General features: G+C 62.0%; 8 protein-coding genes. 3 read left to right on the top strand and 5 right to left on the bottom strand.

The window, feature by feature from the left end; translation table 11 throughout:
- Positions 1 to 165: 165 nt before the first annotated feature.
- Positions 166 to 1,236 carry an anhydro-N-acetylmuramic acid kinase gene (locus tag ACK8CP_RS06630; protein WP_414834201.1) on the bottom strand — a complete coding sequence of 357 codons (1,071 nt, stop codon included), beginning with the start codon at positions 1,234 to 1,236 and terminating at the stop codon, positions 166 to 168.
- 113 nt (positions 1,237 to 1,349) lie between these two features.
- Here ACK8CP_RS06630 and tyrS point away from each other — a divergent pair, with 113 nt between their 5' ends.
- A complete protein-coding gene (gene tyrS / locus ACK8CP_RS06635) occupies positions 1,350 to 2,612 on the top strand; it encodes a tyrosine--tRNA ligase (protein WP_128293911.1) in 1,263 nt (420 codons plus the stop codon).
- A 56-nt stretch (positions 2,613 to 2,668) separates the two neighbouring features.
- On the opposite strand, the gene ACK8CP_RS06640 is transcribed toward tyrS, so the two are convergent.
- Positions 2,669 to 5,920, bottom strand: coding sequence for an AsmA-like C-terminal domain-containing protein (locus ACK8CP_RS06640; RefSeq protein WP_414833737.1), 3,252 nt, complete (start codon positions 5,918 to 5,920; stop codon positions 2,669 to 2,671).
- 197 nt (positions 5,921 to 6,117) lie between these two features.
- Here ACK8CP_RS06640 and bcp point away from each other — a divergent pair, with 197 nt between their 5' ends.
- Both bcp and ACK8CP_RS06650 read left to right on the top strand, forming a co-directional pair.
- Positions 6,118 to 6,594, top strand: coding sequence for a thioredoxin-dependent thiol peroxidase (gene bcp, locus ACK8CP_RS06645; protein WP_414833738.1), 477 nt, complete (start codon positions 6,118 to 6,120; stop codon positions 6,592 to 6,594).
- 101 nt (positions 6,595 to 6,695) lie between these two features.
- Positions 6,696 to 8,048: a M23 family metallopeptidase gene (locus ACK8CP_RS06650; RefSeq protein WP_414833739.1), complete on the top strand. Its 1,353-nt coding sequence runs from the start codon at positions 6,696 to 6,698 to the stop codon at positions 8,046 to 8,048.
- Between the two features lie 68 nt (positions 8,049 to 8,116).
- Here the strand turns inward: ACK8CP_RS06650 and prfB are convergent.
- The 3 genes from prfB to ACK8CP_RS06665 form a co-directional block, all read right to left on the bottom strand.
- Positions 8,117 to 9,242, bottom strand: a protein-coding gene (gene prfB, locus ACK8CP_RS06655) for a peptide chain release factor 2 (protein ID WP_414833740.1) whose coding sequence is annotated in 2 segments (ribosomal slippage) — positions 8,117 to 9,172 and positions 9,174 to 9,242 — 1,125 coding nt in all. Because the reading frame shifts where the segments join, the coding sequence is not laid out codon by codon here.
- Between the two features lie 86 nt (positions 9,243 to 9,328).
- Positions 9,329 to 11,758, bottom strand: a complete 2,430-nt coding sequence (locus ACK8CP_RS06660; RefSeq protein WP_234627816.1) for a penicillin-binding protein 1A — start codon at positions 11,756 to 11,758, stop codon at positions 9,329 to 9,331.
- Positions 11,759 to 11,907: 149 nt separating this feature from the next.
- Positions 11,908 to 13,122: an N-acetylmuramoyl-L-alanine amidase gene (locus ACK8CP_RS06665; RefSeq protein WP_414833741.1), complete on the bottom strand. Its 1,215-nt coding sequence runs from the start codon at positions 13,120 to 13,122 to the stop codon at positions 11,908 to 11,910.
- Between the last annotated feature and the right edge of the window lie 304 nt (positions 13,123 to 13,426).

A 13,426-nucleotide genomic window follows, 5' to 3' on the forward strand; every position in this document is an offset into this window, starting at 1 on the left:
GCGGGCTGATGTTTCTTCGAGGGGCTGTGGTGCTGCGACCGTTCGGCCGTGTTTTGTCGCCCTGCCTCGGAACATATCCGCGAAGGAGGCCGCTATTTTACGCATGAACTCGGACCCGATACCTTCTTCGGAACTTGACCTTGATCCGAAAGGCTTGATTCGAGGTTAATTGTTGCGGTTGGGACGACTCCAGCGACCTCCGGGCAAGGGCCGCGGAGCGCCCGTAGTCCCGGGGAATGTGAGCGGCAGCCCTTCCGCCACCCTGAGGGCCAGATAGGCAAAAGCCTCTGCTTCGATCGCGTCTCCATCGAGCCCCAGATGCTCGGCCGCGACGACTTCTGCCGGGGCAAGCTCCGTTGCAAGCAGCTTCATCAAGCCCCGGTTCAGCCGACCTCCTCCGCAAACGACCACGAGATCAGGGACTTGCGGCAAAAGCTGAAAACCTCGATTCAACGCAGAAGCCGTGAAGGCGGCGAGCGTGGCGGCCGCATCGTCGTCGTCGAGCCCGGTCACATCGGCGGCTGCAAAGGCGTCTCTGTCGAGTGATTTGGGCACCGGCCGCGCGAAGAAGGGATGCTCGAGCCACCTCTCAACCCGTGAGACATCGGGGTGCCCACGCATCGTGATTTCACCGTCAGCATCAAATGCCAGGCCTCTGCGCGAAGTCACGAGATCATCGATCAGCGCATTGCCCGGCCCCGTGTCGAGCGCGATCAAGGTGTCGCCCTCGCCGACATAGGTCACGTTGGCGACGCCGCCGATATTGACGAAGGCGATCGGCAATCTGCGGCCCAGGCGTTGGGCGAGCGCACGATGATAGACTGGTACGAGCGGCGCACCTTCGCCGCCTGCGATCACATCGGCAGTCCGGAAATCCCAGGCAACTGGAACGCCAAGCGAATCGGCGAGGGCCTGGCCGTCTCCGAGTTGGAGCGTAATGCCGCGTTCAGGTGCATGAAAAACAGTCTGTCCGTGAAATCCGACACAGGCGATATCTTCAAGCCGCAACGCGTGATCGCTCACAAAGCGACGAAGAGCGAACTCATGCGCTTTGGTGACGGCAGCCTCCGCCTCGTCGATGACCGCCTCGCCTCGCACAGCACCGTCTTTTGCAGCCGCCATCGCGCGCCTCAGCAGCGCCCGGTGCGCATCATCGAGAGGATAAGTCGCGGCAGGGCCGATATCGCCGAGCGTTTCGCCGTCGCTTTCAAGCAGCGCAACGTCGACCCCATCCATCGACGTGCCGCTGATCACCCCCAAAGTGCTACGAAATTTTGTCACGCCCTTCGCGCTCCGTGATTTCAGGTGCTAAGGGAGCACCCCATATCATTCCTGCAACTAACGAACCCATGACCACGTTTCGATCCGATTTCCTCAACACGCTCCAGGCCCGGGGCTTCATCCATCAGATCTCCGATCCGGAAGGGCTCGACAGCCTTTTGTCGAAGGAGATGGTGAGCGCGTATATCGGCTTCGACTGCACCGCCCGGAGCCTCCATGCCGGCAGCCTCGTGCAGATCATGATGCTTTACTGGTTGCAGCAGACGGGGCATCGGCCGATCGCGCTGATGGGCGGAGGCACAACGCGGATCGGAGATCCGTCCGGCCGCGACGAAAGCCGCAAAATCCTCTCCGATGCCGAGATCGAGGCGAACAAGCAGGGCATCCGACGCGCCTTCGACCCGCTTCTGCATTTCGGCGAGAGCGGCAACGACGCCATCATGCCGGACAATGCCGAGTGGCTTCTGAAACTCAACTACATCGACGTTCTGCGCGATGTCGGGCGGCATTTCTCCGTCAACCAGATGATTCAGCGCGATTCTGTGCGGCTGAGGCTGGAGCGCGAGCAGCACCTCTCCTTGCTGGAGTTCAATTACATGGTGCTGCAGGCCTACGATTACGTCGAGCTTCACCGCCGTTATGGCGCGCGCCTGCAGATGGGCGGCTCCGACCAATGGGGCAATATCGTTTCGGGTGTCGATCTTGGACGCCGCATGGAACAAGTGGAGATGTTTGCCCTCACCACCCCGCTCCTGACGACTGCGACGGGAGCCAAGATGGGCAAGACCGCGGAGGGAGCTGTCTGGCTCAACCCCGACATGCTGTCGGCATACGAGTACTGGCAGTTCTGGCGCAACGCCGCCGATGCGGATGTCGGTCGCTTCCTGAAGCTTTTCACGATCCTTCCCCTCGACGAGATCGAACGTCTGGCAGCTTTGCAAGGCGAAGAGATCAACGAGGCGAAGAAGGTTCTCGCCACGGAGGCCACGGCGCTCCTTCATGGCCGCGACGCGGCGAAGGATGCCGAAGAGACTGCGCGGCGCACCTTCGAAGCCGGTCAGACGGGTGATGCTTTGCCGAGCATCGAAGTGGAGCGCAGCGAGCTCGAGGCCGGGATCGGCGTGCTTTCCGCCTTTGTGCGTGCGGGTCTTGCCACTTCCAACGGCGAAGTCCGGCGTCTCATCCGCAGCGGGGGTATCAAGGTGAATGATACGCCAGTCAGCGATGAGCGCGCCCTCATTGGCCTTTCCGACCTCTCCGAGGACGGTGCCGTGAAGCTTTCGAGCGGCCGCAAGAAACACGCGCTTTTGCGTATGGGCGGGGCGGCCTAAGCCGCCCGCCTGCCGTCACGGCGCCACACCACCATCGAGGCCGCATTCCGGCGGCCTCATCGGTACTCGAAGATCTTGCGAAAGATTCCGGGTGCGATCGCCGACATCAGGTTCATCTTGAGAGATGGATTGTCGAGATTGCCGAAGAGTTTGAAGGTCACGCCGACCAGGCCTTCGTTCTGACCGCCCCCGAGGATCTGTCCGAAGATCGGGATCGTACCCGCCATGTTGTTGATGCCGAAGGCCGGGATGAAGGTTCCGCTTAAGGCGATCTTCTCATCGGTCAGGTTGATGGTCCCGCTCGCGGTCGCTCCCAGCATCGGCCCGCGCAGATAAGCCTCATCGATCGCGACCACTCCCTTCTCCATGCGGAAGGGGATGCGGAGCTTCGTGAAGGTCATATTGGAGGTGTCGACCTCCTCGGTGATCTGTTCGCGCGCCCGCTGCGACCCCGGCTGGTCGCGCTTGCGCGTCGCCGGACGGACGGCTTCGGCGAGTGCGGCCTCTTCCACAACGCGGAAGTCCCGCAGCCAGGCCTCTCCAGAGGCGCTGTCGCCACCCGGCGGACCGCGCATGACGAGGGTGAAAAGCCCTTCGCGGACACGTGCATAGAGATCGACAAAGCGCAGGACCGCTCCGCCATCGGCGGCATCCAGCACCTGCTCTCGCAGTTTCGAATTTTCGGTGATGCGCCAATTGAAGGCGCCACCGGCGGCATCCCCAAGCACGCCAGAAAGATTCAATCCGTGGAGGCGACCGCCAGCGATCTCCGCAGAGCCCTTGATGCCGTAAGCCGTGACATCGTTTTCGCCCTTCACCCGATCGAGCGCGACATCGAGATGTAGCGGCATCATGCCGGCCCCCGCGCCTTTCTTGCTGCTTTTCAGAGCTCGGATGAGACCACGCGCATCGAGCTGAGCCCCGCTCACGCTGATGCTCCCATTGCCGCCGGAGACGTTCGCCTTGAGCACGAAATCATCCCCCGGCCTCAGGGCCACATCGTGAAGGTCGAGGCTGTCGAGCTTTCCGTCCGAGGTCAGCTTCAGCGACCCGGAGGCGTGGAAGCCTTCGCCTTTCAGCGAAAGTCCCTCAACATCGCGACCAGAGGCGCTCGTCTTCACGCGGAACTCAGCACTGGCAGCAACACCCGCGCCCTTTTCCCACGAAATCGGCGGCAGGCGCACGCGCGCTTTCGTCAGATCGAGGTTGATGAGCTGCGATCCGTCATCTTCGGCAGAAATCGACGCGATCACGGGTCCGGAAAGATAGTCTTCAAGATCGATGCCGAGGCGCTCTCGTGCCGCCTTGTCGAGGATGAGGGCAACATCGGTGTCGGACTTGCCGGCCTCGCCTCCCGTCATGTCGATGTTCGCCTCGATCCCGTCGAGGCGAGCCTTGCCCGCAACCCGGTAGGCGTCGGGGACACCACTCAACGTCAAATCAGCATCCGCGACGGAGTGGCCTTCTATCGGAGCCTTGCTCCCGAAACCGCGCAAGACGAGCTCGAACTTCGGCTCCACCGAGAGAAGCGAAGCCTCTTTCTTCAAAGGCACCGCCGCGACGAGCGAAAGCTCCGCCTCGCCCGACAAATCATCCGGCGAAATGCCCTTCGACGCCGCCACATCCAGCGGTCCGGTATTGGAAAGCGCGGCAAGCGCAGGCGCCGGACCTATGAGGCGCAGGGTGAGGTCGCCGACGGCGTCCTTGCCTCCGAGGTCGGGAATAACGAGCAATGACCCTCCGGCCGAGAGAGCGGGATAGTTCGGCACGGCGACATCGGCCGAATCCAACGCGATCGTCGCCGTCGCGTCGGCCAGCCGGACGGAGCCTTTCGCATTGACGAAGTCCGGCAATTCGGGGGCGGGCGTGAAACGTCCAGAACGGAACGGCACATCGCCGGACAAACCGTACTTCGGCAGAATCTTGTCCTTGCCCTCGGGCCCGATGTGATCCGGCGGCAATGCAACCTGCAACTCGACCGGTCCGACGACGCCTTCTTTGAGATTGTCCTCAAGCCAGTGGAGCACGCCCGGTGCCAGGAATCCGGGCCATAGCGCCACGAAGAGCGAGCTCGGCATCTCGCTGATGGATACGGCAAGCGCAAGGCCCGGCGAGGCGCCATCGGGATGCCAGCCGCCAACGACACTGATGTTGCCGGCGGGATTGGCGACCGAGAAACGATCGATCGAGACGCTGCCGCGGGCGGGATCGAATGTGACGTCGAATTCGCCCCGCACCTGTTCCCGCACCCCACCAGGCGCGAAGACCACGCCGGAGGGCATTTGCGCACGCACCTCCACCGGCTCGTCGACATCGTTGAGATCGAGCGCCACAGCCAGCCCGAAGAGGCCAGCAGAACTCGCCACATAGGCCCGCTTGAAGAGTATCTCGTCGCCCTTGGGCGGCAGCGTAAAGGCAAAGCGCGCATCGTTCAGATAAAAGGAACTGGCATCGTCGACGGTGACGAGCCCTGGCGTCAGCCCGATCTCGCCCAAAAGCTGCACGTCATCCACACCCGCCTGGAAACGCGCATGAAGCTGCAGGCGGCCGGCATAGCTTTGCTGCGTCTGCGGGTTCGCCAGTGTTGGAACGAGCGTCGCAAGCGGCAGATCATCGAGATTGAGCTCCACAATGTCAGCACCGCTCTCGCGCGTGCGCTCCACGGTCAGCGACCAGAAAGCCCCGGCCGCGGAGGCCTGAAGCCACAGCTTGCTGCGCGCCTCTCCCAGCGGCTGCCAGGTGAAATCGGAAATCTGCCCGGTCAGAGGAGGCAGGTCGGAACGCGGCAGTTCGAGCTTAATGTTCTCAACCTCGAAATCCTCAAATCCAAGTTCGCGCAGAGTCACGTCCGCTTCCACGACCCCTTCCGCAAAAGACCGTGCGAACTGGCGGATCAATTCGGCGCGGGGCTGCGCCTCGGTCGCGCTTTCCGGCAATTGCAGAGAGACTTCCACCTGCGAGATCCGCACATGACGCGGCTTGATCCAGGTCTCGCGCCAGTCACGCAGCGAGGAGGAAACGGCCATTGTCTTGGCCTTGATGTGCAAGGCGGGACCGAAGCTGAAATCGACGTCTCCAGCTTCGAGCACGAGGCCACTGCCCGATTCCCAGTAGGCGCGGATGCTGCCAAGCTCGACGTGCGCTCCGGGCGGGACACGGTCCTGGAGACTTGCCTCAAGGCGATCGCGCATCCAGTTCGGGCCGAAGCCCTCCCCGCTCACGCTGTAAACGAGGCTGCCCGTCACCAGAACCAACAGGCCGACGACCACAAGCAAGGATAGAAATGCGACACGAAGGATCCGACGCATGGCACGACGTGTCGTTCGCGGGGCGTTCTTCCCTGGCTTCTCGGTCGTTGACTTGGGTTCCTGCGACAGCATTTTCTTCCGAATCGGGTCTCGCTCTTCCCAAGGTGGCTGCCAACGATAGACAACTTGGCGAGCGCAGGCACGAAATCGCACCCTAGAGTTCACCTGATTTCCAAACACGTCGAAAGGATGACGAGATGGCGAAGGCCCCCGATGTCGGTGACCCGGCTCCGGACTTCACTCTTCCAACCGATGGCGGCGGCGAATTCTCGCTCGCTGCGCATCGCGGCGAACCGGTCGTTCTCTACTTTTACCCGAAGGACAACACACCCGGCTGCACCAAAGAGGCGATCTCCTTCAGCTCCGAAATAGACGCCTTCCGCTCTGCCGGCATTTCCGTGGTCGGGATTTCACCCGATAGCGCAGCGAGCCACGACAAGTTCAAGACGAAGCACGATCTCTCCATCACCCTCGTCGCCGACGAAGACACGAAGGTGTGCGAGGCCTATGGCGTGTGGGCGGAAAAATCCATGTACGGCCGTCGCTATATGGGCGTTGAACGCTCCACCTTTCTGATCGATCGCGACGGTGTCATCGCGCGCGTCTGGCGCAAGGTGAAAGTCCCCGGCCACGTGGATGACGTCTTGGAAGCCGCGCGGATGATGGCGACCTGAGGAGGCCGCCGAGAGCGTCAATCGCTCTTAAGGAAACGCGATATTAACCATGGGCTGCGAGGGTCTTTACCTCCTCTCAACCATACCGCGCCTTCGTGCTCATGGTCCCCTTCTCAAGTTCTCAGCCTGCTTCCAAACGCCGAAAAGAACCGCCCCGCGTCATCATCGCTCGGCGCGGACGACTCACGTCCTATACGCTTCGGCCCTGGCTTTTCGGGTCGATCGCCAGCGTCTTCGTCCTGTTCGGCACCGGCTATATCGGCGGAACCGCTTACCTCTTTTATCGCGACGGCCTTCTCGATGCGGCCGCCACACGCCAGGCGGAGCTGCAACATGTCTATGAAGACAGGATTGCCCGGCTTCGAGGCGAGATCGACAAGGTCACCAGCAAGCATCTCGTCGAGACGCAATCGATGGAGGAGCAGCTGGCGACGCTGCTCGACCGCCAGGAGGCGATCTTCCGTCGCCAGTCCCTGCTCGACGATGTCATGCAGAAGGCCGAGGCGGCCGGCATCAGCATTGCCGAAACACGCATGGCGACGCCGCGACCGCGCCCCGACCGACCGTTCCAGCAATTGGCCGCCACGCCAGGAGAAAACGCGGATCCAGAGGAAGGCCCGGCGCTCGGTTATGCCGAGGATGGCCCCTCTCGGGCGGACATCATCACCGGCAGCATCTTCGCTCATCCGGGTGAGAGGGAAATCAAACCGGCAGCTGCCAGGACGAGCGACCTCCGGAGCGAAAAACTTCGCCCTCTCCTCAAATCGATGGATGGAGCCTTGCGGGACAGCTTTGCGACCCAACTGGATGCCGCAGCGGTTCTCTCAGCCGCGTCTCACGCTGAAACGGAACGTCTTGAGACGACGCTGAACGATCTCGGTTTTTCCGATCTCGTTCCGAGGAAGAACGGATCTTCAGGCGACGATGCCACAGGCGGACCTTTCGTTCCGGTCGACGGTGACGCCGCGTTGCGGGGGCTCGCCTTTGTGGAAACCATCGACGGGATCGATTCCACGCTCGCCAATTTGCAGGATATGCGCCGAAAACTCGCGTCTCTGCCTCTCGGGCGCCCCATCATCGCGCCGCGGTCGTCCGGCTTCGGCTATCGCACGGACCCGTTTCTGAAGCGGCCGGCCCTGCATACGGGCATCGACTTTCGGGCGGTGAGCGGGTCGCCGGTTCGCGCGACGGCTCCGGGTGAAGTCGTCGAGGCTGGATGGAACGGCGGTTATGGCAAGATGGTCGAGATCCGCCACGCGCACGGCGTCAGCACGCGTTATGGGCATCTGTCGCGCATCGATGTGAAGGTCGGCGACAAAATCACCGCCGGTGAAGTGATCGGTCGCGTCGGCTCGACCGGGCGCTCAACAGGCCCGCATCTTCACTACGAGACCAGGCGCGACGGACAGCCGGAAGACCCGACCCCGTTCTTGAAAACCGAACGCTTCAGCTAAACGCCGCAAAGCGCATCCCTCACCTGACCTTGGGTTTTGGAGAGGGATGGCTCGCGGAAAGGAAGCGGCTATTCGGCCGCTTCCTCGGTATTGTCGGTGCTGCCCACGCGCTGGGCGAGAGCCGCTTCCATAAAGTCATCCAGATCCCCGTCGAGAACCTCCGACGGCGTCGTGTGCTCCACGGATGTGCGCAGATCTTTGACGAGCTGGTACGGCTGCAGCACGTAGGAACGAATCTGATGGCCCCAGCCGATTTCGGATTTGGCTTCGTGGGCCTCCTGGATCGATTCTTCGCGCTTCTTCAGCTCCATCTCATAGAGCCTCGATTTCAACGCCTTCATGGCGTTGGCGCGGTTCTGGTGCTGCGACTTCTCCGATGACGTCACCACGATGCCCGTCGGCAAGTGGGTGATCCGCACAGCCGAATCGGTCGTGTTGACGTGCTGTCCGCCGGCACCTGAAGACCGGTAGGTGTCGATGCGGATATCCTTGTCCTGGATCTCGATCTCGATGTTGTCGTCGACGACCGGATAGACCCAGACAGACGAGAAGGACGTATGCCGGCGAGCCTGGCTGTCGAAGGGCGAAATCCGGACGAGCCGATGCACGCCCGATTCGGTCTTCAGCCAGCCATAGGCATTCTCGCCTTTGAGCAGGAGGGTAGCTGACTTGATGCCGGCTTCTTCCCCGTCGGTCTGCGAGATGAGTTCGACGGAGAATTTCCGGCGCTCGCCCCAGCGCGTATACATGCGCAGGAGCATCGAGGCCCAGTCCTGGCTCTCCGTGCCGCCCGCGCCGGCGTGGACTTCGAGATAGGCATCGCTCGCATCGGCTTCGCCGGAAAGCAGAGCTTCGACCTGCCTTCTCTGCACGTCCTTATGCAGAGCGACGAGGGACTTCTCGGCCTCGGAGATGACGGTGTCGTCGTCTTCTTCCTCGGCAAGCTCGATCAGCTCGATGCTGTCGGCAATGCTCGCTTCGATCTCGCGGACGCCGGAAATGGCCGTCTCCAGCCGTTGGCGCTCGCGCATCACCTTCTGAGCTTCCTGCGGATCATCCCAGAGCGTCGGGTCTTCGACGCGTTCGTTCAGCTTGGCGAGACGTTTCTGAGAGACATCCCAGTCAAAGATGCCTCCTTATCAGGGTCAGCGCCTCCCTGATCTCGTCAACGAGGTTTTCGATTTCGGCGCGCATCTTGTCCTCATGCAAATGTACCGACGGCGGCGCCCCAGAGGAGCGCCGCCTGATGAAAGAGGGAGGCGTAACGCTTTTGCGCCGACCTAGTAAAGGCCGCCCGTGCCGGTGCTGATCGCTCTGTCGGCCTCGGGCGTCACGGTCAAAGGCTGACCGGAGGAATCCTGATAGCCGATGATGGAGTAGCTGGAGGGAGGTGCCGTGCCCGGCTTGAAGGCCTCCATGATGACCTTCTCACCTTCCGCGCCGCTCGCGCGCAGACCAGTGCGCGCATCGATCGGGATGAGCTGAATGCCCGGCGGCACCTGGAAGGGCTTCGCCGGCTCGTCGGCGAGAGCGACCTTCATGAAATCCGTGAAGATCGGCGCCGCGAGCACACCACCCGTCGACCCACGACCCATCGGCTTCGGCTGATCGTAGCCGATGAAGACACCGACGACGAGATCCGGCGAGAAGCCGATGAACCAGGCATCCTTCTCCTCATTCGTCGTTCCGGTCTTGCCGGCGATCGGCTTGCCGACGGCCTTGACGCGGCTGCCGGTGCCCCGCTGGACGACTCCCTCCATCATCGAGGTGATCTGGTAGGCCGTCATCGGATCGAGGATCTGTTCGCGCTGATCGATCAGCTCCGGCTCGGCCTGTCCGTGCCAGTCCTGAGCTTCGCAGCCGATGCATTCGCGCTGATCGTGCTGATAGATGGTTTTGCCGTAGCGGTCCTGAATGCGGTCGATCAGCGTGGCGTTGATCTTACGCCCGCCATTGGCGATCGTGCCATAGGCGGTGACGAGCCGCAGGACGGTCGTTTCGCCCGCCCCGAGCGCCATCGGCAGATACGGCTTCAGGTCGTCATAGATGCCAAAGCGTTCCGCATATTCAGCGATCAGCGGCATGCCCATGTCCTGCGCCAGACGCACGGTCATGACGTTGCGGGAATGCTCGATGCCGATGCGCAGCGTCGAAGGCCCGTAATATTTGTTCGAGTAATTCTGCGGCCGCCAGATCTTGTCGCCGGCCTTGATCTCGATCGGAGCATCCATGACCACGGACGACGGCGTGTAGCCATTGTCGAGAGCCGTCGCGTAGACGAACGGTTTGAAGGACGAGCCCGGCTGGCGATAGGCCTGCGTCGCGCGGTTGAATTTGCTCTGGTCGAAGGAGAATCCACCGACAAGTGCGCGGACGCGGCCCGTATAGGGATCCATGGCGACCATGGCGCCCTGGATCTTCGGCGCCTGCCGGAGTTTGTAGACGCCCTTCTTATCGGCATCCTCTTCGACGAAGATGACGTCGCCGGCGCTCAGCACATCGCTCGCGGATTTGACGCTGCGCTTTGCCCATTTCATGTTCGAGACAGGCAGGACGCCGGTTTCGCGCTCATCGGACAGTTTTCCCGAGATGAGCCGCTTCGGCTTCAGACCGATGTCGGCCTCGCCGTCGCCCGTCGCCAGCACGACGGCAAGGTGCCATTCCGGAACGTCCGAGAGACCGTCCACCTCACCCAGCTTCTTGCCCCAGTCGCCGGCGATGTCGATGCGATCGACCGGCCCACGGAAGCCGCGCTTTTCATCGAAAGCGATCAGACCTTTCTGGAGGGTCTTGCGGGCGAGCGCCTGAAGCTGCGGGTCGAGCGTGGTGCGCACCGACAGCCCGCCCTCATAGAGCTTTTCGCTGCCGTACATATCGATCAGACGACGGCGCACCTCTTCGGCGAAATATTCGGACGCGAAAAGATACTGCCCGCGCGGGCGCGGATTGACGTCGAGCGGCTCGGTCTTTGCCTTCTGCGCATCCTCGGCGCGGATGTAGCCGTTCTCAAGCATCTGATCGATCACCCAATTGCGGCGATCGACGGCGCGCTCGGTGTCGCGGAACGGATTGTAGTTCTCCGGCGCCTTCGGCAAAGCGGCGAGATAGGCCGCCTCCGCCAGCGTCAGCTCGTTCACGGATTTGTCGAAATAGTTGAGAGCCGCGGCCGCGATGCCGTAGGAGCCGAGGCCGAGATAGATCTCGTTGAGATAGAGCTCCAGGATGCGGTCCTTGGAATAGGCCTGCTCGATGCGCAGCGAGAGAAGCGCTTCCTTGATCTTGCGCTCGTAAGTGCGCTCGTTGGTGAGAAGAAAATTCTTCGCCACCTGCTGGGTGATGGTGGAGGCACCCTGCAGTTTGCCAGAGCCGCTGTTCCTGAGGTTGGAGACGATGGCGCGAAGGATGCCCTCCACGTCGATCCCAGGATGGTTGTAGAAATTCTTGTCCTCGGCAGACAGATAGGCAGCCTTGACCAGGTCCGGCACGGCCTGAATCGGCAGATAGAGCCGACGCTGGCGCGCATATTCGGCAACAAGCTGGCCGTCATCGGCATGGATGCGCGTCATCACCGGCGGCTCGTACTTGGCGAGCACGTCGTAATCTGGGAGATCCTGATTGTAGCGATGCAACAGGAAGCCGGCCACAGCCGCCACGCACAGCGCCAGAAGCGCGCCGATGCCGAACAGATAGCCGATTAATCGCAAGAACATGAAGGGGCTGCCCCACCTATTCGGAAAAGCCGAGATTGCTAAAGATCGGCTTCATCCAGTTTTGTGATGAAACTGAGGCGCTTCCCCGGCGGGACCGCCCCGGCGCTGGCTCTGTCGCCAATAAGCCACACGCTTTCTCGTGATCTTCCTCAGCGCCGCGCGACGCCCGGCAAGGCGAGATACTTCTCCACGGCGCTGGCCACCGCCTCGCTCGTGCGCTCTCGCCATTCATCCGACTGAAAAAGCTTCTCGTCCACATTATTGGAAAGATAGCCGAGTTCCAAGAGCACCGAGGGCACGTCTGGAGCCTTGAGAACACGAAAGGATGCACCCCGCCGAGGTTTCTTGTTCAGGACCATTTCCGCACTCAGATCCTTCACCAGATCGGCGGCGAAACGCATCGAGAGGTTGCGGGTCTCGCGCCGCGCCAGATCAAACAGGATCGTCGCCACCTCGTCCGGCTGATCTTCGATGGCAAGGCCCGCGAGAATGTCGGCCCGGTTCTCGCGTGCGGCGAGACGCGCCGCAAGCACATCGGAGGCTTCTTCCGAGAGCGTGTAAACGGTGGCGCCACGCACGTAATCCTGCGGCACGGTATCGGCATGTACAGAGATGAAGAGTGCAGCCCCCTCACGTCTGGCGAAGGCGACGCGCTTGCCGAGGGACAGGAAGACGTCGTCGTCGCGCGTGAGGATCGGGATCGTCTTGCCGCGCTCGATCAAAACTTCGCGCAACGCCTTCGAGAAGCCGAGCGTGATGTCCTTTTCCAACAGCCCGTCTGAACTGATTGCGCCGGAATCGATGCCACCGTGGCCAGGATCGATGACCACGACCGGACGGCTGTCGGCCGCGTCGGGCCGGTCGATCGGAATTTCGTGAGTCTCGGGTGATGCGCCCTCCTCCCCGTCCTGAAGCGAGGCGAGCGCCGGCGTGGGTTCGCTGATCGGCGCGGCTGCCTCCGAAAAGGCTTCCGCCGTGGAGGGAACCATATCGAGGACGAGACGAGCCGGCTGTTCGGCAACTCCCGGCATCAGGTAGGATTTTTCCACCTCCACCGGACCCGTCAGGTCGAGGACCACGCGACCGCGCGAGGCCGCGATCTGGCCGAAGCGATAATCGCTGACGAGCCCGATCGCCTTGCTCTTGGAGGCCGGCGCGGCAAATTCCGTATCGGGGAGATCGACAACAAGCCGATAGGGCGCGCGTAACCGCAAGATGTGAAAGCGAGGCTCTCCTTCCACGTCGAGCACCATGCGCGTGCGCTCACTATCTCCGACAACACGGATGTCGGAAACCTTCGCGGCAAGGGCTGGAGAAGCTGCAAGCCAAGGCAAGACGAGCAGCATGAGGGCGAAGCGGACCATGCCCACCTTCTTCAGTTCTTAGAAAACGCCTCGCTTCTCTCTAAAGGATGTGGCAAGGCAAAGGCGAGCGAATGTGGTTTTCGCGTCTCCACGTCGCAACGTTCTCTTGAATCGAACGAAGCTCGTTTATAAGAGAGAGAATGACGGATTCTTCTCCGGCTGTCATCGGGTGCGGCGTTGTAAAGATCAACGCCCTTCAACCGACTGTACGGAGGCGAAGACGGACCAGCCGGACGCACCGCTGGTCTCAGGCGGCATGAGCCGCAACGACTTGGAAAGGCAGCCCATGGGTGACCGCGCCCGC

This window comes from Afifella sp. YEN Y35 (genome assembly GCF_047553465.1).
GTDB lineage: Bacteria > Pseudomonadota > Alphaproteobacteria > Rhizobiales > Afifellaceae > Afifella > Afifella aestuarii.